This window comes from Geodermatophilus sp. FMUSA9-8 (genome assembly GCF_037034165.1).
Classification (GTDB): Bacteria; Actinomycetota; Actinomycetes; order Mycobacteriales; family Geodermatophilaceae; genus Geodermatophilus; species Geodermatophilus nigrescens.
The window spans coordinates 107,323-130,511 of record NZ_JBAGKE010000003.1 but is presented as its reverse complement, the minus strand read 5'-3'; the positions used below and the strand labels follow the sequence as shown (position 1 = coordinate 130,511).

Annotated in this window: 19 protein-coding genes; 14 read left to right on the top strand and 5 right to left on the bottom strand. The window is 75.0% G+C overall.

The genetic code is table 11. From position 1 onward, the window contains the following. Window positions 1-169 precede the first annotated feature (169 nt). The 3 genes from WA616_RS07760 to clpX all read left to right on the top strand — a co-directional run bounded on the left by WA616_RS07760 (window position 170) and on the right by clpX (window position 3,036). Window positions 170-805: an ATP-dependent Clp protease proteolytic subunit gene (locus tag WA616_RS07760; RefSeq protein ID WP_425432411.1), complete on the top strand. Its 636-nt coding sequence runs from the start codon at window positions 170-172 to the stop codon at window positions 803-805. 16 nt (window positions 806-821) lie between these two features. Continuing rightward, window positions 822-1,454 (top strand): ATP-dependent Clp protease proteolytic subunit, encoded by a 633-nt coding sequence (locus WA616_RS07755; RefSeq protein WP_073419134.1) that lies wholly within the window; start codon window positions 822-824, stop codon window positions 1,452-1,454. A gap of 307 nt (window positions 1,455-1,761) precedes the next feature. Then, on the top strand, window positions 1,762-3,036 hold the full coding sequence (clpX, locus tag WA616_RS07750) for an ATP-dependent Clp protease ATP-binding subunit ClpX (RefSeq protein WP_073419135.1): 1,275 nt from the start codon (window positions 1,762-1,764) through the stop codon (window positions 3,034-3,036). Window positions 3,037-3,099: 63 nt separating this feature from the next. On the opposite strand, the gene WA616_RS07745 is transcribed toward clpX, so the two are convergent. Beyond that, a complete protein-coding gene (locus tag WA616_RS07745) occupies window positions 3,100-4,020 on the bottom strand; it encodes a DUF559 domain-containing protein (protein WP_336028727.1) in 921 nt (306 codons plus the stop codon). 175 nt (window positions 4,021-4,195) lie between these two features. Here WA616_RS07745 and WA616_RS07740 point away from each other — a divergent pair, with 175 nt between their 5' ends. Then, window positions 4,196-5,125 (top strand): oxygenase MpaB family protein, encoded by a 930-nt coding sequence (locus tag WA616_RS07740; RefSeq protein ID WP_336028725.1) that lies wholly within the window; start codon window positions 4,196-4,198, stop codon window positions 5,123-5,125. Window positions 5,126-5,168: 43 nt separating this feature from the next. Here the strand turns inward: WA616_RS07740 and valS are convergent, their stop codons facing one another. Then, window positions 5,169-7,754: a valine--tRNA ligase gene (gene valS, locus WA616_RS07735; RefSeq protein WP_336028722.1), complete on the bottom strand. Its 2,586-nt coding sequence runs from the start codon at window positions 7,752-7,754 to the stop codon at window positions 5,169-5,171. A 42-nt stretch (window positions 7,755-7,796) separates the two neighbouring features. Between valS and WA616_RS07730 the strand changes: the two genes are divergently transcribed. Genes WA616_RS07730 through WA616_RS07720 form a run of 3 tightly spaced genes read left to right on the top strand, consistent with a single transcriptional unit; the run spans window position 7,797 to window position 10,427 of the window. Further along, window positions 7,797-9,137, top strand: a complete 1,341-nt coding sequence (locus tag WA616_RS07730) for a bifunctional folylpolyglutamate synthase/dihydrofolate synthase (protein ID WP_336028721.1) — start codon at window positions 7,797-7,799, stop codon at window positions 9,135-9,137. Next, window positions 9,134-9,526, top strand: a complete 393-nt coding sequence (locus WA616_RS07725; protein WP_336028719.1) for a DUF4233 domain-containing protein — start codon at window positions 9,134-9,136, stop codon at window positions 9,524-9,526. The genes WA616_RS07730 and WA616_RS07725 overlap by 4 nt, the downstream gene beginning before the upstream one ends. A 25-nt stretch (window positions 9,527-9,551) precedes the next feature. After that, complete coding sequence (locus tag WA616_RS07720) at window positions 9,552-10,427, top strand: proline dehydrogenase family protein (protein ID WP_336028718.1); 876 nt, start codon at window positions 9,552-9,554, stop codon at window positions 10,425-10,427. Between the two features lie 2 nt (window positions 10,428-10,429). On the opposite strand, the gene WA616_RS07715 is transcribed toward WA616_RS07720, so the two are convergent. Both WA616_RS07715 and WA616_RS07710 read right to left on the bottom strand, forming a co-directional pair. Next, on the bottom strand, window positions 10,430-10,966 hold the full coding sequence (locus WA616_RS07715; protein ID WP_336028717.1) for a Clp protease N-terminal domain-containing protein: 537 nt from the start codon (window positions 10,964-10,966) through the stop codon (window positions 10,430-10,432). Between the two features lies 1 nt (window position 10,967). Beyond that, entirely contained in the window at window positions 10,968-11,189 is a 222-nt protein-coding gene (locus WA616_RS07710) for a helix-turn-helix domain-containing protein (protein WP_336028715.1), read from the bottom strand. Window positions 11,190-11,262: 73 nt separating this feature from the next. Between WA616_RS07710 and ndk the strand changes: the two genes are divergently transcribed. Genes ndk through WA616_RS07690 form a run of 4 tightly spaced genes read left to right on the top strand, consistent with a single transcriptional unit; the run spans window position 11,263 to window position 14,270 of the window. Further along, the gene (gene ndk, locus WA616_RS07705) at window positions 11,263-11,670 is read left to right on the top strand and encodes a nucleoside-diphosphate kinase (RefSeq protein ID WP_336028714.1); all 408 of its coding nucleotides are present in this window, start codon (window positions 11,263-11,265) and stop codon (window positions 11,668-11,670) included. Window positions 11,671-11,713: 43 nt separating this feature from the next. Next, window positions 11,714-12,667: an ABC transporter ATP-binding protein gene (locus WA616_RS07700; protein WP_336028713.1), complete on the top strand. Its 954-nt coding sequence runs from the start codon at window positions 11,714-11,716 to the stop codon at window positions 12,665-12,667. A gap of 2 nt (window positions 12,668-12,669) precedes the next feature. Beyond that, on the top strand, window positions 12,670-13,443 hold the full coding sequence (locus tag WA616_RS07695; RefSeq protein ID WP_336028712.1) for an ABC transporter permease: 774 nt from the start codon (window positions 12,670-12,672) through the stop codon (window positions 13,441-13,443). After that, a complete protein-coding gene (locus WA616_RS07690) occupies window positions 13,440-14,270 on the top strand; it encodes an ABC transporter permease (RefSeq protein ID WP_336028711.1) in 831 nt (276 codons plus the stop codon). Before WA616_RS07695 ends, WA616_RS07690 begins: the two co-directional genes overlap by 4 nt. A gap of 9 nt (window positions 14,271-14,279) precedes the next feature. Here WA616_RS07690 and WA616_RS07685 read toward each other — a convergent pair whose 3' ends face one another. Continuing rightward, entirely contained in the window at window positions 14,280-16,640 is a 2,361-nt protein-coding gene (locus tag WA616_RS07685) for a putative bifunctional diguanylate cyclase/phosphodiesterase (protein ID WP_336028709.1), read from the bottom strand. A 116-nt stretch (window positions 16,641-16,756) separates the two neighbouring features. Here WA616_RS07685 and WA616_RS07680 point away from each other — a divergent pair, with 116 nt between their 5' ends. The 3 genes from WA616_RS07680 (at window position 16,757) to WA616_RS07670 (ending at window position 23,093) form a co-directional block, all read left to right on the top strand. Further along, entirely contained in the window at window positions 16,757-18,685 is a 1,929-nt protein-coding gene (locus tag WA616_RS07680) for a TIGR03960 family B12-binding radical SAM protein (RefSeq protein WP_336028708.1), read from the top strand. Window positions 18,686-18,688: 3 nt separating this feature from the next. Further along, window positions 18,689-19,456, top strand: a complete 768-nt coding sequence (locus tag WA616_RS07675; protein WP_073419145.1) for a TIGR03936 family radical SAM-associated protein — start codon at window positions 18,689-18,691, stop codon at window positions 19,454-19,456. A 313-nt stretch (window positions 19,457-19,769) separates the two neighbouring features. Next, window positions 19,770-23,093: an Rne/Rng family ribonuclease gene (locus WA616_RS07670; protein ID WP_336028707.1), complete on the top strand. Its 3,324-nt coding sequence runs from the start codon at window positions 19,770-19,772 to the stop codon at window positions 23,091-23,093. Window positions 23,094-23,189 lie beyond the last annotated feature (96 nt).

Genomic DNA, 23,189 nt, shown 5'->3' with positions numbered 1-23,189 from the left:
TGCGCCGACGGCGAACAGGCCCCCGCGCCGGGACTCCGGGCCCGGGGGTGCGCGTTAGGGTCGACGTGACTCGGGGTGGAGGCCGGGGGTACGGCCCGCCAGGGCCGCCGGCCCCGCTCCCGCCCACCGAGACCGACTCGAACCACCGCCAACGGAGGTCACCACACCCGTGAGCACCGACCCGAACCCGGCGTACTCCCCGCTCCTGCGGGGCGGCGCCGGTGGGATGAACCTCAACGACTCGGTCTACGAGCGCCTGCTGCGCGAGCGGATCATCTTCCTGGGCACCCAGGTCGACGACGTGATCGCCAACCAGCTGGCCGCGCAGATGCTCCTGCTGTCGGCCGAGGACCCCAAGAGCGACATCCACCTGTACATCAACTCGCCCGGCGGCTCCGTCAGCGCGGGCATGGCCATCTACGACACGATGCAGTTCATCGACTGCGACGTCGCCACCTACGGGATGGGCCTGGCCGCCTCGATGGGCCAGTTCCTGCTCACCGCGGGCACCAAGGGCAAGCGCTACGCCCTGCCGCACGCGCGGATCATGATGCACCAGCCCTCCGCCGGCGTCGGCGGCACCGCGGCCGACATCGCCATCCAGGCCGACCTGTTCCGCCGCACCAAGCGCGAGCTCAACGAGCTGCAGTCGCTGCACACCGGCCAGCCGGTCGAGCAGATCGAGCGCGACTCCGACCGCGACCGGTGGTTCACCGCGCAGGAGGCGCTCGAGTACGGCTTCGTCGACCACGTCGTCAGCCGCGCCACCATGACCGACAGCGCCAACCCGGTCACCGACAACTGAGTCCGGAGGGATCCCGATGAGCAACCCCCAGATGCCCTCCAGCCGTTACGTGCTGCCCTCCTTCGTGGAGCGGACCAGCTACGGCATGAAGGAGTCCAACCCGTACAACAAGCTCTTCGAGGAGCGCATCATCTTCCTCGGGGTGCAGATCGACGACGCGTCGGCCAACGACGTCATGGCCCAGCTGATCACGCTGGAGTCGGCCGACCCGGACCGCGACATCACCATCTACATCAACTCGCCCGGTGGCTCGTTCACCTCGCTGATGGCCATCTACGACACGATGATGTTCGTCCGGCCCGACATCCAGACCGTGTGCATGGGCCAGGCCGCCTCGGCCGCCGCCGTCCTGCTCGCCGCCGGCACCCCCGGCAAGCGGCTGGCGCTGCCGTACTCCCGCGTGCTGATCCACCAGCCCTCCGGTGAGGCCGGCGGCCAGGTGTCGGACCTCGAGATCCACGCCGCCGAGATCGAGCGGGTGCGCACGCAGATGGAGGAGATCCTCGCGCGGCACACCGGCCGCACCGCCGAGCAGGTCCGCTCCGACATCGACCGCGACAAGATCCTGACGGCCAACGAGGCCAAGGAGTACGGCCTCGTCGACCAGGTCGTGCAGAGCCGGAAGCTCAACGCGTTCGCCACGGCGTGAGCCGGTCGTCCCCCGGGCGGTGCGGGAAGAGTTCGCGCGTGTCGCGTCCGCAGCCCGTACCGTTCGGGGGGCAGTGCCGGGAGTGACGAGCGAGTCGAGCGCCCCCGGCGCACCGGGGCGTCGGAGCCCCGCGGCGTCGGCGGCGACAGGTACCGTCGGCGAGCGCCCGATCCCCGGCCGGCAACGCCGGGAGGACCGTCCTCGCGGCACCCGCCACCAGCGGGACCGAGCACGGGCACATCAGTGACACATCATCTGCAGGTCCGCTTCCCCAGGGCCTGCATCCCCCCGAGGTGGAGGTCAGCAGGTGGCACGAATCGGTGAGAGCGGTGACCTGCTCAAGTGCTCGTTCTGCGGGAAGAGCCAGAAGCAGGTCAAGAAGCTCATCGCTGGCCCCGGCGTCTACATCTGCGACGAGTGCATCGACCTCTGCAACGAGATCATCGAGGAGGAGCTCTCGGAGTCGTCGGACCTGAAGTTCGACGAGCTGCCGAAGCCCCGGGAGATCCACGACTTCCTCGAGCAGTACGTCATCGGCCAGGAGAAGGCCAAGCGCACCCTCGCCGTCGCCGTCTACAACCACTACAAGCGGGTCCAGGCCGGCGGTGAGCGCTCCAGCCGCGACGACTCCGTCGAGCTGGCGAAGTCCAACATCCTGCTGATGGGCCCCACGGGCTGCGGCAAGACGCACCTGGCCCAGACGCTGGCCCGGATGCTCAACGTCCCGTTCGCGATCGCCGACGCCACGGCCCTCACCGAGGCCGGCTACGTCGGCGAGGACGTCGAGAACATCCTGCTCAAGCTGATCCAGGCCGCCGACTACGACGTCAAGCGCGCCGAGACGGGGATCATCTACATCGACGAGGTCGACAAGATCGCCCGCAAGAGCGAGAACCCGTCGATCACCCGCGACGTGTCCGGCGAGGGCGTGCAGCAGGCGCTGCTGAAGATCCTCGAGGGCACGACGGCGTCGGTGCCGCCGCAGGGCGGGCGCAAGCACCCGCACCAGGAGTTCATCCAGATCGACACGACGAACGTGCTGTTCATCGTGGGCGGTGCCTTCGCCGGACTGGAGAAGGTCATCGAGCAGCGCGTGGGCAAGCAGGGCATCGGCTTCGGCGCGGAGATCCGCGGCAAGAAGGAGATCGAGGCCTCCAGCGCGTTCGCCGAGGTCATGCCCGAGGACCTGCTGAAGTTCGGCATGATCCCCGAGTTCATCGGCCGGCTCCCGGTGATCACCAGCGTGCAGGCGCTCGACCGCGACGCGCTGATCCAGATCCTCACCGAGCCGAAGAACGCCCTGGTGCGCCAGTACCGGCGGCTGTTCGAGCTCGACGGCGTGGAGCTGGAGTTCACCGACGACGCGCTCGAGGCGATCGCCGACCAGGCGATCCTCCGTGGCACCGGCGCCCGCGGGCTCCGGGCGATCATGGAGGAGGTGCTGCAGTCGGTGATGTACGAGGTGCCCAGCCGCGAGGACGTCGCTTCCGTGGTGATCTCCAAGGAGGTCGTGCTGGAGCACGTCAACCCGACGATCGTGCCGCGCAAGCCCTCCCGCGAGCGCCGCGAGAAGAGCGCCTGACCCAGCACTGACACCGCTGTACCCCGGTGGCCCAGGACCCGCGTGGTCCTGGGCCACCGGCGTTCAGAGCTCCGTGCGACGCCGGCGCAGGACCGCCTCGATCTCGCGCCGGCAGGCGTCCGGGTCCGTGGTCAGCCGCCGGTAGCTGAAGCGGAGGACGACCCACCCGAGCGCCGCGAGCGCCGTGTCCCGGCGCAGGTCCCGCTCCCGCTGCTCCCGGCTGCCGTGGAAGGCGGCGCCGTCGAGCTCGACGGCCACCCGGAGCTCCGGCCAGGCGGCGTCGAGGAACACCCGCCGCCCGTCCGCCAGCGCCACGGCGTGCTGCTGGACGAAGGGCGGGATGCCGGGTCCGCCCAGCACCTGCAGGACACCCCAGATCTCGAGCTCGCTCTGGCATCCGCCGGCCACCAGGTCCAGCAGCGCGCCCAGCGCCGCCCGGCCGGCGTGGCGCCGCTGCGCATCCGACGCCGACCGCAGGTCATCGACGTCCACGGCGCGGGTGCGCACCGCCTCGATGACCGCCTGCCGGACGACGGGGACCTCGGACGCCGCTCGCGGGTTGCGGCCCGGGGTGGCCGCCCACGCCCAGGCGTCGACCAGGCTGCGGGCGGCGGCGAGCACCGGCAGGCCCGAGACGGCGACGGGGCGCATCGGCAGCGTCGTCCCGTGGGCGACGACTCCGGTCGATCCCCGTGGCCAGCGGTCCGCGGGGACGGTGACGTGGAGGGGGCCTGGGGGCGCGGGGACGAGCTGATGAACGGCCAGCGCGGAGAGGTGGCTCAGCGGGCCCCGTGCCCACAGCACGGCAGCTCGTGCCCGGACCGGCCACTCGAGGGCGCGCTCGGCGAGGGCCAGCACCCCGGGGTGGAGCAGGACGACGTCGCCCTGGGCCATCCACCGGCTGACGCTGCTGGAACTGGTGGCCAGGGTGAGCCGGTCGCGGCGAGCGGCACCGTGCGGGACGAGGGCGGCGAGATCGTGCACGGCGGGCAGCCTGGCCGGACGGAGGTCGATCGCGCCGACGCCCTGTGGACAGCAGCACCGCTGTACCCGAGTGGCCCGGAACCGGCGCCGAACCGGGCCACTGGTGTCCAACGGTCGTGGACGGCACGAGGCGGTCGGCGGGCCGGGAGAGCGGGCGGCTGGCACCCTCGGAGGGGTGCGCGCGCTGACGTCCCTGCCGGAGATGGCGCGCGAGGCGTTCCGCGCCCGCGTCTCGGGTGACCCGACCGGGGCGCCGGACTGGGTGCGCGACATCGCCCGCGTCGGCAGCGGCCCCGGCTGGTTCGAGCCCGACGGCGTCGTCTGGCGGGTGCACGGCGACCTGTCCACGCTGGTCGGCGGGGTCGCGGCGCTGCTCGGCCAGGCGGCGCACCCGCTCGCGCTCGCCGGCGTCCAGCAGCACTCCGCCTACCGCGAGGACCCGTGGAAGCGCCTCGCCGGCACCGCTCGCTGGCTCGTGGTGAGCACCTTCGGGTCCGAGGAGCTCGCCGAGCGGGAGGCCGCTCGCGTCCGCGGCATGCACGCCACGGTGCGGGGCAGGGTGCGGGGCCGGCCCTACTCCGCGTCCGACCCGGGCCTGCTGCGCTGGGTGCACCTGGCCTTCACCGACGCCTTCCTCGCCGCCCAGCAGGCCGTCGGCACCGACCTCACCGCCCGCTTCGGCCGCGGCTGGCCCGACGTCTACGTCCGCGACTGGGCCCGCAGCGCCGAGCAGCTCGGCACCACCGACCTCCCGCGCAGCGCCGCCGAGCTGGCCGAGGCGATCGCCGAATACCGCTCGCAGCTCGCACCCGTCCCCGACTCGCTGCGGGCCTTCCTCGCCGCCCCGCCCGGGCTCAGCACGCCCGAACGGGTCTTCTACCGCGGCCTGTCCGGCGCCGCGGCGCACCTGGTCTCACCGACGCTCGCCGGGTGCGCCGGCGTCCCCGGCCGCGGCCGCGGCGGCGCCCCGCAGATCGCCGTCGCCCGGGCGCAGCTGCGCGGGCTGCGCCTGGCGCTGGGCAGCCACAGCCCCTCGGAGGAGGCGGCCCGCTGGCGGCTCGGCATGGGACCCGCCCCCGCCTGGGCCACCGAGGACGCCGCCTGAGCAGTGGGCGCCAGGATCAGGTCACCTGATCGTCGAACGGCGGTCAGGCCTCGGCGGGCGAGGCCAGCACGACGTCGACCGACAGCGGACCGTCGCCCGCGACCAGCGACAGCGACGCGATCCGGCCGGCGTCGGTGAGGTCGGCGCGGCCGGCCTCCAGCAGCGGCAGCTGGGCCTGCGGCGCGGTCACCGTGGCCGACTCGACGTCGGCGCGCATCGACACCTTGGCGTCGGACTTCGCCTTGCGGACGCCGGCCAGCGCGGCGGCCACCACCGGCACGACCTCCGGGTCGCCGCCCTCGGGCAGCTCGGCGGCGGCCGGCCAGGACGCGCGGTGCACCGAGCCGGCCTGCCACCAGGACCAGACCTCCTCGGTGACGAACGGCAGCACCGGCGCGAACAGCCGCAGCTGCACCGACAGCGCCAGCGCCAGCGTGGCCTGCGCCGACTCGGCCGCCGCCCCGGTGCCGTAGGCGCGGGACTTCACCAGCTCCACGTAGTCGTCGCAGAACGACCAGAAGAACGACTCGGTGACCTCGAGGGCGCGGGTGTAGTTGTAGGCCTCCATCGCGGCGGTCGCCTCGTCGACGACGCCGGCCAGCCGGCGCAGCAGCCCGAGGTCGATCGGCTCGGTGACCTGGTCCGCGGAGAGGTCGGCGGTGACGCCCAGCCCCAGCACGAACTTGCCGACGTTGAGGATCTTCATGGCCAGCCGGCGGCCGACCTTCATCTGCGCCTCGTCGAACGGCGAGTCCGCGCCCGGGCGGGCGCCCGCGGCGCGCCACCGGACGGCGTCGGTGCCGTAGCGCTCGAGCACGTCGACCGGGGTGACGACGTTGCCCTTCGACTTCGACATCTTCTTGCGGTCGGGGTCGACGACGAAGCCGGAGATCGTGGCGTGCGTCCACGGCACCGCGCCGAACTCGAAGTGCGAGCGGACGACGGTCGAGAACAGCCAGGTCCGGATGATGTCGTGCGCCTGCGGCCGCTGGTCCATCGGGAAGACGTGCGCGAACAGCTCGGGGTCGGTGTCCCAGCCCGAGGCAACCTGCGGCGACAGCGACGACGTCGCCCAGGTGTCCATGACGTCCGGGTCGGCCATGAACCCGCCCGGGACGCCGCGCTGCGACTCGTCGTACCCCTCGGGCACGTCGGAGGACGGGTCGACCGGAAGGGACGCCTCCGGCGCGAGCAGCGGCGCGGAGTAGTCCGGCTCGCCGGCCTCGTCGAGCCGGTACCAGACCGGGAACGGGACGCCGAAGAACCGCTGCCGGCTGATCAGCCAGTCGCCGTTGAGGCCCTCGACCCAGTTCTCGTAGCGGTGCCGCATGTGCTCGGGCACCCACTGGATCTCCCGGCCGCGGGCGACCAGCGCGTCCCGGAGCTCGGGGGAGCGGCCGCCGTTGCGGATGTACCACTGCCGCGTGGTGACGATCTCGAGCGGGCGCTCGCCCTTCTCGAAGAACTTCACCGGGTGGGTGATGGCCTTCGGCTCGCCCTGCAGGTCGCCGGACTCGCGCAGCAGCTCCACGATCCGCTGCTGGGCGCTGAACGCCGTCTTCCCGGCGAGCTCGGCGTAGACGTCGGCGGGCACGCCGTCGGGGGCGTCGGCCACGAACCGGCCGTCCCAGCCGACGACGGCGCGGGTGGGCAGCTGCAGCTCGCGCCACCAGGTGACGTCGTTGAGGTCGCCGAAGGTGCAGATCATCGCGATGCCCGAGCCCTTGTCCGGCTCGGCGAGGCGGTGCGCGACCACGGGCACCTCGACGCCGAACAGCGGCGTGCGCACCGTCTGACCGAACAGCGGCCGGTACCGCTCGTCGTCGGGGTGGGCGACCAGCGCGACGCACGCCGGCAGCAGCTCGGGCCGGGTGGTCTCGATGGAGACGGGACCGGACGGGCCGGCGAACGCGATCCGGTGGTAGGCGCCGGGCCGCTCGCGGTCCTCGAGCTCGGCCTGGGCGACGGCGGTGCGGAAGGTGACGTCCCAGAGGGTCGGCGCCTCCTGCGCGTAGGCCTCGCCGCGGGCCAGGTTGTGCAGGAACATGCGCTGCGCGGTGGCCCGGGAGGTGGCCGAGATGGTCCGGTAGACGTTCGACCAGTCCACCGACAGGCCCACCCGGCGCCACAGCTGCTCGAAGGCGCGCTCGTCCTCCTCGGTCAGTCGCTCGCACAGCTCGACGAAGTTCCGCCGCGAGACCGGGACCTGGTCCTTGCCGGGCTTCGCCGGCGGCTCGAAGGACGGGTCGTAGGGCAGGGCCGGGTCGCACCGCACGCCGTAGTAGTTCTGCACCCGCCGCTCGGTGGGCAGGCCGTTGTCGTCCCAGCCCATCGGGTAGAAGACGTGCTTGCCGCGCATCCGCTGGTAGCGGGCGACGATGTCGGTGTGCGTGTAGCTGAACACGTGGCCCACGTGCAGCGACCCGCTCGCGGTCGGCGGCGGGGTGTCGATCGAGTAGACGTCCGAGCGCGGGGCGGCCAGCGCGGCCGCGCGGTCGAACGCGTAGGTGTCCTGCTCGGCCCAGCGGGCCACCCAGGTGTCCTCGAGACCGTCGAGGGTGGGTTTGTCGGGTACGCCCGCTCCGGCTCCCGGAGCGGTGCTGACCGGGGTGCGGGTGTCGGCGACCATGGCCTCCATCCTAGGAACCCGGCGGCTGGCATCCTGGGGAGGATGAGCAGCGACCTGTCACGCGTGGAGAAGGAGCTGCTGGCGCGCTGGCCGGAGACGCGGCTGGAGCCCTCGCTCGGCCGCATCGCCGCCCTCGTCGACCTGCTCGGCAACCCGCACCGGGCCTACCCGGTGGTGCAGGTGGCCGGCACCAACGGCAAGACGACGACGGCGCGGATGGTCGACGAGCTGCTGCGCGGCTTCGGCCTGCGCGTCGGCCGGTTCACCAGCCCGCACCTGCAGTCGGTGCGCGAGCGGATCGTGCTCGACGGCGAGCCCGTCGACGCCGAGCGCTTCGTCGAGACCTACGACGACATCGCGCCCTACGTGCAGATGGTCGACGCCGCCGGCGAGCACCCGATGAGCTTCTTCGAGGTCACCGTCGGCATGGCGTACGCGCTGTTCGCCGAGGCGCCGGTCGACGTCGCCGTCATCGAGGTCGGCATGGGCGGCACCTGGGACGCGACCAACGTCGTCGACGCGCGGGTCGCCGTCGTGACGCCGGTGTCGCTGGACCACGCCGAGTACCTGGGCCCCGACGTGACGACCATCGCCGGCGAGAAGGCCGGGATCATCAAGCCCGACGCGATCGCCGTCCTCGCCCGCCAGCAGCCCGGCGCGCTCGACGCCCTGGTGCGCCGCGCCGTCGAGGTGGAGGCCGTGGTGGCCCGCGAGGGCACCGAGTTCGGCGTGCTCGACCGGAAGGTCGCCGTCGGCGGGCAGCAGCTGCGGCTGCAGGGCCTGGGCGGGGAGTACGAGGACGTCTACCTCCCGCTGTTCGGCGCGCACCAGGCGCAGAACGCCGCCACCGCGCTGGCCGCCGTCGAGGCGTTCCTCGGCGCGGGCGCGGCCACCGGGCCGGTCGACGTCGAGACGGTGCGCGCCGCCTTCGCCGCCGTGCGCTCGCCCGGCCGGCTGGAGCGGGTGCGCACCAGCCCCAGCGTGCTCGTCGACGCCGCCCACAACCCCGCCGGGATGGCCGCCACCGTCGAGGCGATCCGGGAGTCCTTCGACTTCACCCGGCTCGTCGGCGTCGTCGCCTGCGTGCGCGGCAAGGACGTCGAGGGGATGCTGCGCGAGCTGGAGACCGTCTGCGCCGAGCTGGTCGTCACGGAGAACGGCTCGGCGCGGTCGATGCCCGCCGACGAGCTCGGCGCGCTCGCCGTCGACGTCTTCGGCGCCGACCGGGTGAGCGTGTCGCCGCGGCTGCCCGAGGCGATCACCGAGGCGATCGAGCTGGCCGAGGCCGGTCCCGACGACGCCCTCGGCGGCTCCGGCGTGCTCGTCACCGGCAGCGTGATCACCGCGGGGGAGGCCCGCACCGTGCTCGGCGGGACCGCGTGACGGCGCCCGACCCGGTCCGCGCCGCGCGGGCGCTGCGCGGCGCGGCCGCCGCCGTCCTGCTGCTCGAGGGCATCGCGGTGCTGTTCGTGCCACGGGCCATCGCGCAGACCGAGGCAGGCCTCGGTGGCGTCCGGCTGACGATCCTGCTCGTCCTGGCGCTGCTCCTGGTGCTGTCCAGCGGCATCCAGCGGCGGCCGCGCGGCCTGGAGATCGGCACCGCGCTGCAGGTCCCGCTGCTGCTGACCGGCCTGATCGACGCCTCGATGTGGTTCGTCGGCGGGCTGTTCCTGCTGATCTGGCTGTACCTGCTGCAGATCCGCAAGGACCTGCTGGGCTCGCCGTTCCGCGAGCCCACCGCGCCCCCGGACCGGGACGCCCCGCCCGCCTGAGCCCCGGCTCTGCCAGGGTGGCCCGGTGGGCCTCGACCGCGCGGTGCTGTTCCGGCTGGCCACGAGCACGCGCCTGGAGCGTGCCGTGCGCGCGGTGCCCGGCGGTGCGGCGCTGACCTGGTCCGCCGCGTCCCGCTACGTGGCCGGCCGCGGCCGCGCCGAGGCGCTGGCGGTGACCGGCCGGCTGCTGGCCGCCGGGCGGGGGGTCAGCGTCGACCTCTTCGGCGAGCACGTGACCGACGTCGGCACCGCCGACGCGGTCACCGCCGACTACCGGTCGCTCGCCGCCGCGCTGCCGCCGCCGCCGGCCGACGCCTGGCTGTCGGTCGACCTCAGCCACCTGGCCCTCGACACCGACCCGGCCGGGACCGCGGACCGCCTCGCCGCGATCGCGGGCGCCCTGCCCCCGGGGCGCCGGGTGCAGGTGGGCGCCGAGGAGGCCGAGCGCACCGACGCGGTGCTGTCCTGCGTCCTCGACGTCGCCGGCCGCGGCCTGGCCGACCGGCTGGGGGCCACGGTGCAGGCCAACCTCCTGCGCTCACCCGCCGACGCCGACGCCCTCGTCGCCGCCCGCGTCCACGTGCGGCTGGTCAAGGGCGCCTACGTCGAGCGGGCCGGGGTGCACCGCTACGGGGAGCCCACCGACGTCGCCTACCTGCGGCTGGGGGCGCGGCTGGCGGAGCGGGGCGCGGCCTGGTCGATGGCCACCCACGACGGGCGGCTGCGCGAGGCGCTGCTGCTGACCGGCGCCCCGGGAACCGTCGAGCAGCTCCTCGGGGTGCGGCCCGAGGTCCTCGACGACCTGGCCGGCCGGGGGATCCCGACGCGCGTCTACGTGCCGTACGGCGCCGACTGGTTCCGCTACTGGATGCGGCGGGTCGCCGAGTCCCGCGGGGCCTGAGCTCAGGCGGCCGGGCGGGCCTCGAGCTCCTCCCGCAGCCGCACGACGTCGGTGCCCAGCGAGCGCAGCACCCGCCCGACCACCGGGTCGGCGACGGCGAGGACGCCGACGACGAGGTGCCCGGTGTCGATGACCCGCACCCGGCGCCGGCGCGGCTGCGCCAGGACGTGCCGGAGCGCGGCCTCCAGCGCCCGCTTCGCACCGTCGGTGACGGGCAGGTGGCCGGTGCGGACGCCCGGCGCCCGGTCGAGCGCGCCGGCGCCGAACGCCGACTCCGCCGCCGCGCGCACCCGGTCGAGGTCGATGCCGACGGTGGCCAGCGCGTCGGCGTCCAGCGGCCCGGCCGACCGGGCCAGCGCGTCCCGGACGGTGACGTGGTCGAGGCCGGCGGCGCGCAGGGCGGCCCCGCCGCGACCGGGGTCGCGGGCCAGCGCGAGCAGCAGGTGCACCGGCTCGATGCGGCCGGACCTCAGGTCGCGGGCCTCCTCCTGGGCCACGACCACCGCGGTGCGGGCCTCCTGGGCGAAGCGTTCGAACACCTCAGACGTCCTTCCTGCTCCGGGCGTGCTTCTTGTGGACGGCCTGCCTGCTGACGCCGAGGGCCCCGGCGATCTGCTGCCACGACCAGCCGCGCGCCCGCGCGTTGCCGACCTGCAGCGCCTCGAGGCGCTCGGCCAGCTCGCGCAGCGCCCGGACGGCACGCAGGCCGGTGTCCGGGTCGTCGGCCGCGGCGGCGGTGGTGACGTCGGTGTGGGTGGCCATGTGTCAACCATCGTTGACACGGCGAGCAATGTCAACCCGGGTTGACACGCGTCGTCCCGTAGGGTGCCGCCTCGTGACTGATCGCACCCTGGTCCTCGTCAAGCCCGACGGCGTCGCCCGCGGCCTGGTCGGAGAGGTCGTCTCGCGGCTGGAGGCCAAGGGCCTGCGCCTGGTGGCCACCGAGCTGCGCACCCTGACCCGCGAGGTCGCCGAGGAGCACTACGGCGAGCACCGCGAGAAGCCGTTCTTCGGCTCCCTGGTCGAGTTCATCACCGGCGGCCCGCTGCTCGCCCTCGTCGTCGAGGGCCCGCGCGCCGTCGAGGCGTTCCGCGCGCTGGCCGGCGCCACCGACCCGGTGAAGGCCGCCCCCGGCACCATCCGCGGCGACTTCGCCCTCGAGGTGCAGTCCAACATCGTCCACGGCTCGGACTCCGCCGAGTCGGCCGCGCGCGAGATCGGGCTGTTCTTCCCGAGTCTGTAATCGGGTGGACCGCGCCCCTGGGGCCCGGGTGAGCATGGGAGCCATGGCAGAACCGCTCGTCCGGGCCCGGGGGCTGGTCAAGCGCTTCGGCACGTACACCGCCGTCGACGGCATCGACGTCGACATCGCGCCGGGGGAGGCCTTCGGCTTCCTCGGGCCCAACGGCGCGGGCAAGAGCACGACCATGCGGATGGTGGGTGCGGTCTCCCCGCCGACCGCGGGCGAGCTGCGCATCCTCGGCATGGACCCGGCCGTCGACGGCCCGGCCATCCGCGCCCGGCTCGGCGTCGTCCCGCAGACCGACAACCTCGACCTCGAGCTCACGGTGGCCGAGAACCTGCTGGTCTACGGCCGGTACTTCGGCCTGCCGCGGGCCGTCGTCCGCGAGCGGACGGCGGAGCTGCTCGACTTCGTCCAGCTCACCGACCGGGCCGGCGACCGCGTCGAGCCGCTGTCGGGCGGCATGCGCCGGCGGGTGACCATCGCCCGGGCGCTGGTCAACGACCCCGACGTCGTCCTGCTCGACGAGCCCACCACCGGCCTGGACCCGCAGGCGCGGCACGTGCTGTGGGAGCGGCTCTACCGGCTCAAGCAGCGCGGGGTCACCCTCGTGCTCACCACGCACTACATGGACGAGGCCGAGCAGCTGTGCGACCGGCTGGTGGTCATGGACCGCGGCCGGATCGCCGCCGAGGGCAGCCCCGCGGAACTCATCGCCACCTGGTCGACCCGCGAGGTCTGCGAGCTGCGCTTCCCGCTGACCGAGGGCGGGCCCGGGCCCGCCGCGCACGCCGACGCCCTGGCGCCGCTGGTCGCCCGCGGGCTGGCCGAGCGGGTGGAGGTGCTGCCCGACCGGCTGCTGCTCTACACCGCCGACGGCGACGCGGCCCTGTCGGCGGTGCTGGCGCACGGGCTGCAGCCGGTCTCCTCGCTGGTGCGGCGCAGCTCGCTGGAGGACGTCTTCCTCCGCCTCACCGGCCGCACCCTGGTGGACTGACCGTGCCCGGCGCCGCGGCGGTCTCCTTCTTCCGGCAGCGCCTGACCGCGCACCGCCACTACTGGCGCAGCAGCGCGATCGGCAGCGTGCTGGAGCCGGTGCTCTTCCTCGCCGCGATGGGCCTGACGCTCGGCACGCTGGTCGACCGCGGCCCCGGCGTGCCCGGCGGCGCCGGCTACCTGGCGTTCCTCGCGCCCGGCCTGCTCGTCGCCGCCGCCATGCAGACCGCCACCGGCGAGTCGAGCTACCCGGTGCTCGGCGCCATCAAGTGGGACCGGGTCTACGAGGCGGTGCTGGCCACCCCGGCGCGCGCCGTCGACCTGCTCGCCGGGCACCTGCTCTACGTCGGGTTCCGGGTGACGACGTCGGCCACCGCCTTCCTCGTCGTCCTGCTGCTCTTCGGCGCCGCGCAGAGCCCGCTCGTCGTGCTCGCCGTCCCGGTGGCGCTGCTGACCGGGCTGGCGTTCGCCGCGCCGGTCACCGCCATGGCCGCCCGGCTGGAGGAGGACGCCGCGTTCGCCGCGCTGCAGCGCTTCCTCGTCGTCCCGCTGTTCCTGTTCAGCGGCACGTTCTTCCCGGTCAGCCAGCTGCCGGCGGCGCTGGAGTGGTTCGCGTACGCCACCCCGCTGTGGCACGGCGTCACCCTGGCGCGGGAGCTGGCCCTGGGCACCGTGGACGGCGGCTCGGCGCTGCTGCACCTGGGCTACCTGCTGGCGTGGACGGCGGCCTGGGCGGCGCTGGCGGCCCGCGCGCTGCAGCGGCGGCTGGTCCGGTGACGGCGTCCCCGGCCCCCGCCCCGGTCGCGCTGCTGCTGCGGGTCGTGCCGCTGTACCCGCTCTCGCCCCGCCGGGCCGGCCAGCTCGTGTACCGCAACCTGCTCGTGGCCCGGCGCAGCTGGCTGGTGTTCGTCTCCGGCTTCTTCGAGCCGTTCTTCTACCTGCTGTCGATCGGCGTGGGCATCGGCGGCCTGGTCGGCGACGTGGTCACCGACACCGGCGCGGCGCTGACCTACCAGGAGTTCGTCGCGCCGGCGCTGCTCGCCTCGGCGGCGATGAACGGCGCGGTCTACGACGCCGTCTTCAACCTCTACTTCAAGCTGAGGCACGCCAAGACCTACGACGCCGTGCTGGCCACCCCGCTGTCGGCCGCGGACACCGCGGTGGGGGAGACGGTCTGGGCGCTGCTGCGGGGCGCGGTCTACTCGACGGCGTTCCTGCTGGTGATGCTCGCGATGGGCCTGGTCGGCTCGTGGTGGGCGCTGCTCGCGCTGCCCGCCGCGGTGCTCATCGGCTTCGCCTTCGCCGCGGTGGGCCTCGCCGCCACCACCTGGCTGCGCGGCTGGCAGGACTTCGAGTTCGTGCAGGTCGCCGTCCTGCCGCTGTTCCTCTTCTCGACCACCTTCTACCCGCTGTCGACCTACCCGCGGGCGCTGCAGGTGCTGGTCGAGTGCACGCCGCTCTACCACGGCATCGAGCTGGTCCGGGGGCTGGTGACCGGCGACGTCCGCTGGGGCCTGCTCGGGTCGGCGGCCTACCTGGTGGTCATGGGCGTCGCCGGCCTGGCCGTCGGCGCCCGCCGCCTGGAGCGGCTGCTCCTGCGGTGAGACCCGCGCTCAGGCCACCGCGATGAGCGGGCGGCCCGAGCGCACCATGTGCTCCACGGCGGACGCCGGCACCGGCGAGCCGAAGAGGTGCCCCTGGGCGGCGTCGCAGCCCAGCGACCGCAGCGCGGCGAGCTGGCCGGGCTGCTCGACGCCCTCGGCGACCACCTGCAGGCCGAGGCTGTTGCCCAGCGCGATGACGGCGTCGGCCAGCGAGCCGGCCGCCTGGCCGGCCGCGAGCAGCGCCACCGACGACGAGTCGATCTTCAGCCGGTCCAGCGGCAGGTCCTGCAGCCGGGCAAGCGAGGAGGAGCCGGTGCCGAAGTCGTCGATCGCCACGTGCACGCCGAGCGCCCGGACGTCGCGGATGCCGGCCGCGGCGTCGGGCCCGGACGCCACCGCCTCGGGCACCTCGATCTCCAGCCGGGACGGGTCGACGCCGGAGGCGCGGGTGGCCGCGGCCAGCGTGACGGCGAGGTCGCCGGTGGCCAGCCGCCGCGGCGACACGTTCACCGCCATCCGCAGCTCGGGCAGGCCCGCGTCGTCCCAGGCGCGCAGCTGTCCGCAGGCCTGGCCGATCACCCAGTCGTCGATCGCGTCGATGACGCCGGTGGCCTCCGCGACCGGGATGAACCCGGCCGGCTCGACCAGGCCGCGGCTGCCCGACTGCCAGCGGGCGAGGGCCTCGACGCCCGTGACCGCGCCGGTCCGCAGGTCCACCTGCGGCTGGTAGAGCACCCGCAGCTCCCCGCCGTCGACGGCGGCGCGCAGGTCGCGCACCAGCTCGTCCTGCGCGGCGACCTCCTCGCGCATGCCCCGCTCGAACACCCGCACCCGGTTCTTGCCGCCGGACTTGGCGACGTACATCGCGAGGTCGGCGTCGCGCAGCAGGTCGTCCATGCCGCGGCCGTCGGTCGGGTCGGTCAGCGTGACGCCCACGCTCCCGCCGACGGTGAACCGCTCGTCGCCCCACGGCACCGGCTCGCGCAGCGCCCCGAGCAGCCGCTCGGCCACCGTGACGACGTCGCGGCGGCCCTCGACGTCCTCCATGAGCACCACGAACTCGTCGCCGCCGAGGCGGGCCACGGTGTCGGCCGGGCGCACGTGCGACTCCAGCCGCCGGGCCACCGCGACCAGCACCGCGTCGCCGGCCTCGTGGCCGCACTCGTCGTTGACCGCCTTGAAGTCGTCGAGGTCCAGCAGCAGCACCGCGTGCCGGCGCACCCGCCGGTCGGCGAGGGTGTGCTCGAGGCGGTCCTGCATGAGCGCGCGGTTGGCCAGGCCCGTGAGCGGGTCGTGCAGCGCGCGGCGGGCGAGCTCGCCGGCCTGCACCTCGAGCTGGCGGGCGGCGGCGCGGGCCTCGGCCTCGCGGCGCTTGGTCCCGGTGATGTCGCGGCTGATGCCGGCGACGCCGGTGGGCCGGCCGTCCTCGCCGCGGATGAGGGAGAAGGTCACCAGCGCGTCGAACGCCGAGCCGTCGCGGCGGCGGTGCACCCGCTCCTGGGCGCCGGGCGGCAGCGTCGTCATGTCGGCGGGCAGCGGGGCGCCGCCGGACAGCAGCGAGGCGTGCCGGCCGAGCACCTCCTCGGGCCGCCAGCCGTAGAGCCGCTCCGCGCCGGGGTTCCAGCTGGTGATCGTCCCGTCGACGGTGGTGGTGACCACGGCGTCGTCGGTCGACTGCACGACGGCGGCCAGCCGGGCCAGCTGGTCGCGCTGCGCCCGCAGCTCACCGGTCCGCTCGGCGACCACCTGCTCGATCTGCTCGCGCCGGTCGTCGAAGCGGCGCCAGGCCGCGAGGCACGCCCAGCTCTCCAGCAGGACGAACCCGGCGTGCAGGGCGGCCATCGGCAGCGGCGCGGCGGAGTGGGAGAAGACGGCGTGCGGCACGAGGGTGCCGAGCAGGAGGTGGTGCGCCGCGACGAAGCCGACGGCGAGCAGGAACGGCGCCCGCGCGGCGTACAGCGCGGCCAGCGGCAGCAGCGCGAAGAACAGGAAGTGCGCCTCGGTCGCGCCGTCGGACAGGTACACCACCACCGCGGCGGTGGCCATGAGCCCGAGGGCGGCGGCGCCGGCCCGGGTGCTGCGGTGCAGCGAGGGCAGCCGGGCGGCGAGGGCGAGCGCCAGCAGGGGAGCGGTGGCCAGCACCGCCGCTCCCGGCCCGGCGCCGCGCAGCAGCGCGTAGACCGGCACCGCGACGACGAGGACGGTCAGCGCGCGCAGGACGAAGGCGTGGTGGGCGTCCCACTGCTCGGCCGGCATGGCGCGGCCGTGCGGGAGCGCGGGGAGGGCGGCCCGCGCCCAGCCGCGGGGTCGGGTCGGACCGACGCTCTCGGCGTCGAGCTGCGTACCGGTGATCCCGGCCGGCTGGGTCATGCTCCCCCTCGGAACCGCCCCCGCTGGTCACCGTCAGTGTAGAGGCGATCACGCATCGGCGCCTCCCGGCGGAGGCGGTCGGAGCCGGGCCGGACGGCGTCTACCCTGGACCGGTCATGAGCGGAGAGAGCCTCTACCCCCGTCTCGAGCCCCTGCTGGCCCAGGTGCAGAAGCCCATCCAGTACGTGGGCGGTGAGCTGAACGCCCAGGTCAAGGCCTGGGACGACGTCGCCGTGCACTGGGCGCTGATGTACCCCGACGCCTACGAGGTGGGGCTGCCCAACCAGGGGCTCATGATCCTCTACGAGGTGCTCAACGAGCGCCCGGATGCGCTGGCCGAGCGCACCTACGCCGTCTGGCCCGACCTCGCCGCCCTCATGCGCGAGCACGGCGTCGGCCAGTTCACCGTCGACGCGCACCGCCCGGTGCGCGACTTCGACGTCCTGGGCGTCAGCTTCGCCACCGAGCTCGGCTACACCAACCTCCTCGAGGCGCTCGACCTCGCCGGCGTCCCGCTGCACGCGGTCGACCGCGACGAGACCCACCCCGTCGTCGTCGCCGGCGGGCACGCCGCGTTCAACCCCGAGCCCGTCGCCGACTTCGTCGACTGCGCCGTCCTCGGCGACGGTGAGCAGGTCGTCGGCGACGTCACCGACGTGGTGGCGGCGTGGAAGGAGCAGGGCCGCCCCGGCGGCCGCGAGGAGCTCCTCGCGCGCCTGGCCCGCGTCGACGGCGTGTACGTGCCGCGCTTCTACGCCGTCTCCTACGGGCCCGACGGCGCGATCGCCGCGGTGACCCGCACCCGCGACGACGTGCCCGCCCGGGTCGGCAAGCGCACCGTCATGGACCTCGACGAGTGGCCCTACCCCAAGACGCCGCTGGTGCCGCTGGCCGAGAGCGTGCACGAGCGGATGAGCGTCGAGATCTTCCGGGGCTGCACCCGCGGCTGCCGGTTCTGCCAGGCCGGGATGATCACCCGCCCGGTCCGCGAGCGGACGATCACCGGCATCGGCTCGATGGTCGACCAGGGGCTGCGCGCCACCGGGTACGAGGAGGTCGGGCTGCTCTCGCTGTCGAGCGCCGACCACTCCGAGATCGCCCAGGTCGCCAAGGAGCTCGCCGACCGCTACGAGGGCACCAACACCGGCCTGTCGCTGCCCTCCACCCGCGTCGACGCCTTCAACGTCACCCTCGCCAACGAGCTGTCCCGCAACGGCCGCCGGTCCGGGCTCACCTTCGCCCCCGAGGGCGGCAGCGAGCGGATCCGCCGGGTGATCAACAAGACCGTGTCCAAGGAGGACCTGGTCCGCACGGTCACCACCGCCTACGCCAACGGCTGGACGCAGGTGAAGCTGTACTTCATGTGCGGCCTCCCCACGGAGACCGACGAGGACGTGCTCGAGATCGCCGAGCTCGCCGTCGAGGTCATCCGCGCCGGCCGCGAGGCCAGCGGGCGCAGGGACATCCGCTGCACCGTCTCGATCGGCGGGTTCGTGCCCAAGCCGCACACCCCGTTCCAGTGGGCCGGGCAGGCCAGCGCCGAGACGATCGACCACCGGCTGCGGGTACTGCGGCAGGCCATCAACGCCGACCGCCGCATCGGCCGCTCCATCGGCCTGCGCTACCACGACGGCAAGCCCGGCGTGATCGAGGGACTGCTCTCCCGCGGCGACCGCCGCGTCGGCCGGGTCATCGAGCGGGTGTGGCGCGAGGGCGGCCGCTTCGACGGCTGGAGCGAGCACTTCTCCTACGAGCGGTGGACGGCCGCCGCGGCCGAGGAGCTCGCCGCGTTCGGCGTCGACCTCGACTGGTTCACCACCCGCGAGCGCACCCAGCACGAGGTCCTGCCCTGGGACCACCTGGACTCGGGGCTGGACAAGGAGTGGCTCTGGGACGACTGGCAGGAGGCCCTCTCGGAGGAGGAGGTCGCCGACTGCCGGTGGACCCCCTGCTACGACTGCGGCGTGTGCCCGACCATGGGCACCGAGATCCAGATCGGCCCCACCGGGCGCAGCCTGCTGCCGCTCACCGTCGTCGGGCGCTGACGGGTGGCCCGCTCGCCGGAGGGCCCGCCTCCACCGCCCACGGTCCAGAAGCTGCGGCTGCGCTACGCCAAGCGCGGCCCGCTGCGCTTCGCCTCCCACCGCGACCTCGCCCGCGCGCTCGAGCGGGCGCTGCGCCGGTCGCGGGTGCCGATGGCCTACTCGGCCGGGTTCACCCCGCACCCGAAGATCAGCTACGTCGGGGCGGCACCCACCGGCGCGGCCAGCGAGGCCGAGTACCTGGAGATCGGCCTGGCCGAGCGGCGCGACCCGGAGGAGGTCCGCGCGGCGCTGGACGCCTCGCTGCCGCCGGGCATCGACGTCCTCGAGTGCGTCGAGGCGGCCGAGGGCGGCGGGTCGCTGGCCGACCGGATCGACGCCGCGCGGTGGAGCATCGAGCTGCCCGGTATCGAGCCCGAGCACCTGTCGGCAGTGGTGGCGGAGTTCCTCGCCCGCGACGAGGTGACCGTGGCCAAGCGCACCAAGAACGGCCTGCGCGACGTCGATGCGCGCGGCCCCGTGGCGTCGGCGTCCGTGGGCGGTGCGGCAGGACGTGCCATACTGCACGTGGTCGTCCGGCAGGTGACGCCCGCCGTTCGACCCGACGACGTGGTGGCCGCTCTGGCTGCCGTCGCCGACCTGCGCCCGCCGTCGCCCCCACGGGCCGTGCGTGAGGCGCAGGGCCGGCTCGACGGCAGCGGGACCGTGGCCGATCCGCTCGGTCCCGACCGAGAGGCGCGCACCCGCTGCCAGGGGGAGCACGCCGCGGTCTGACCGGAGCAGCCCGGGAGCCACCCGCCGTCGCGCGACACGGCTGCCAGACGTGCCGCACCCCGACCGGTACCACCCGAGACCACCGGCACCACCGCACCACCCAGACCACCGCACCACCTGCAGTCCGCACCACCTGCAGTCCGGCCCCGGCCACGGCGACCGCCGACCCGGGACCGACCCACAGACTTCGCAGGCCGGGCGAGCCCGCCGTACCCCGTGCGGCCGCCCGGCCCGCCCAACCCGTGCTCCTGCGCGGCCGCCTGTCCCCGCCGGGGACCGGCGCCCGGGAGCACCACACAGGAGGCGAGCCCTCGTGGCCGACCAGGACGACGACACCACCACCACGCCCGGAGGAGCCGGCAGCGGCACCCCCGACCTCCCGCCCGGCGACGCCGCGGCCGCGGAGGTCCTCACCGGGGAGGCGGCGACCGGCGAGAGCGGCGGCGAGCCGCTGCCCGACCCGGAGCTCGAGGCCGCCGAGGAGGGCCCCACCGACGAGGCACCCGCCGAGGAGGTGCCCGCCGGGAACCCCGCCGAGGAGGCCGAGGACGAGGAGCCGGCCGGCCCCCGCTTCGGCGCCCAGTTCAGCTCCCCGGAGCCCACCGCCGTCATCGCCCGGCCCCGCCGCCGGGCCACCCGCCCCGCCGGCGCCGCCGACCCCGGCAGCGTCGAGGCCGCACCCCTGCCGGCGGCCCCGCCGCGGCCGGCCTTCGTCAGCTTCGTGGCCCCGCTCGAGCCCGAGGTCGCGCCCGCCCCGCGCCGCCGCAGCCGCCGGCCGCTGCCCGAGTCGCCCGACGTCGAGGAGCTCGAGGGCCTCGACGACGTCCCCGCGGCCTCCGCGGACGACGAGGACGTGCCCGCGCCGCGCTCCCGCCGCGGCCGCTCCCGCCGCCGCGCCGCCGCGGACGCCGAGGCGCCCGCCGAGGAGACCCCGCTCGAGGACACCGCCGACACCGGCCGGGACACCGGGCGGGACGACGACGCCGACGACGAGGTCGACCGCGACGACGCCGAGGACGGCGACCGCGAGGAGGCCGGCGGGAGCAGCCGCCGCCGTCGCCGGGGCCGCCGGGGCCGCGGCCGGGGCCGCAGCGGTGAGGACGCCGCCGACGAGGCCGACCGCGACGACGCCGACGAGGACGCCGACCGCAGCGGCGAGCGCAGCGGCGAGCGTGCCGCCGACGAGGACACCGAGGACACCGACGACGACGCCGACACCGGCGAGGACGCCGAGGGCGACGAGGCCGAGGGCGGCTCGAGCACCCGGCGCCGCCGCCGTCGCCGCCGCCGTGGCGGGGAGCCCGCGGGCGAGGCGGCGGCCGAGGACGACGACGACCGTCCCGAGCGCGCCGGCCGCAACGGCCGCGCCACCAGCGACGACGACGTCCGCGGGGTCACCGGCTCCACCCGGCTGGAGGCCAAGCGCCAGCGCCGCCGGGAGGGCCGCGACAGCGGGCGCCGCCGCGCGCCGATCCTCACCGAGGCCGAGTTCCTCGCCCGCCGCGAGGCGGTGGAGCGCCGCATGGTCATCCGCCAGCGCGGTGAGCGCACCCAGATCGCCGTCCTCGAGGACGGCGTGCTCGTGGAGCACTACGTCACCCAGGCGCAGGCGACGTCCTTCGCCGGCAACGTCTACCTCGGCCGGGTGCAGAACGTGCTGCCCAGCATGGAGGCGGCGTTCGTCGACATCGGCAAGGGGCGCAACGCCGTCCTCTACGCCGGTGAGGTCAACTGGGACGCCGCCGGCCTGACCGGCAAGCAGCGCTCCATCGAGCAGGCGCTCAAGTCCGGCGACAAGGTGCTGGTGCAGGTCACCAAGGACCCGATCGGCCACAAGGGCGCCCGGCTCACCCAGCAGGTCAACCTGCCCGGCCGGTTCCTCGTCTACGTGCCCGGCGGGTCGATGACCGGGATCAGCCGCAAGCTGCCCGACACCGAGCGGCAGCGGCTCAAGGACATCCTCAAGAAGATCGTCCCCGAGGACGCCGGCGTGATCATCCGGACCGCCGCGGAGGGCGCCTCGGAGGAGGAGCTCACCCGCGACGTCGCCCGGCTGCAGGCGCAGTGGGAGGTCATCCAGCAGAAGTCGCAGTCGACGAGCAACGCCCCGTCGCTGCTCTACGGCGAGCCCGACCTCGCCATCCGGGTGATCCGCGACGTCTTCAACGAGGACTTCAGCGAGCTCGTCGTCCAGGGCGACGACGCGTGGGACACCGTCGAGGCCTACGTCGCGCACGTCTCCCCGGAGCTGACCGGGCGGCTGACCCGGCACACCGGCGAGGGCGACGTCTTCCGCGACCTGCGCGTCGACGAGCAGCTGGCCAAGGCGCTCGACCGCAAGGTGTGGCTGCCCTCGGGCGGCTCGCTGGTCATCGACCGCACCGAGGCGATGACCGTCGTCGACGTCAACACCGGCAAGTTCACCGGCTCCGGCGGCAACCTCGAGCAGACCGTCACGCGCAACAACATGGAGGCGGCCGAGGAGATCGTCCGCCAGCTCCGGCTGCGCGACATCGGCGGCATCATCGTCATCGACTTCATCGACATGGTGCTCGAGAGCAACCGCGACCTGGTGCTGCGCCGGCTCACCGAGTGCCTGGGCCGCGACCGCACCAAGCACCAGGTGGCCGAGGTGACCTCGCTGGGCCTGGTCCAGATGACCCGCAAGCGGGTCGGCCAGGGCCTGCTCGAGGTGTTCTCCGAGCCGTGCGAGCACTGCCGCGGCCGCGGGGTGCTCGTGCACACCGACCCGGTCGACGACAAGCGCCGCGGCGGCTCGGGCTCCGGCTCCGGCGGCTCCGGCGGCTCCGGCGGGGGCAACGGCGGCAACGGCCGGCGGGACCAGCGCGGTGACCAGCGCAAGGACGCCGAGCGCAAGGAGACCGAGCGCAGGGACGCCGAGCGCGCCGAGACCGCCTCGGCCGAGCAGGCCGCGACGGACGCCGACGGCTCCGGCGACGGGTCCGGCGCCGGCAACGGCTCGGGGGAGGGGCAGCGCTCGGGCGGCCGCCGCAACCGGGGACGCCGCAACCGCGGCCAGTCCGGTGAGGAGCGCGCCGCCGAGGACGCCGCCGTGCTCGCCGCGGCCGCCGGGGGCGACACGGCGTCCGAGGACACCGCCGCCGACCCCGCTCAGGACGTCCCGCCGGCCGAGGACGCCCCCGTCGAGGACACCGCCGTCGAGGACACCGCCGCCGACGCCGCCCAGGACGTCCCGCCGGCCGAGGACGCCCCCGTCGAGGACGCCCCGGCCCAGGACCCGACGCCCGCCGACGTCGCCACCGAGGTCACCGTCCCCGACGAGACCACCCCGGAGCTGCCCGCGGCCGACGCGGTCGCCGGGCCGGCCGAGGTCGACGTCACGGTGCAGTTCGGCGCCGAGGTCCCGGGGGCCGAGGTGACCGAGCCGGAGCCGGCCGAGTCCGAGACCGAGGCCGCCGCGGCGGCGGACGAGGACGTGCCCCCGGGCACCGGTCCGGACGACGCCGGTCCCGGGGACGACGAGCCGGTGCCCGCCGACGGCGTCGCGGGGAACGGCACGGGCGACGCCGCAGGCGCCGAGGACGCGGCCGTCCCGCCCGCCCGCCCGCGTCGGCGCCGGGCCGCCAGCCGCCCGGCGGGCCCGCCCGCCAGCTGACCTCCGGGCGCCCGAGGCCGCGTTCGACCCGGTCCCGGGCGCTCGGGTACGCTGGTCGGGTTGCACCGCCCCGGACCGGGCTCCCTCCCGGGGCCG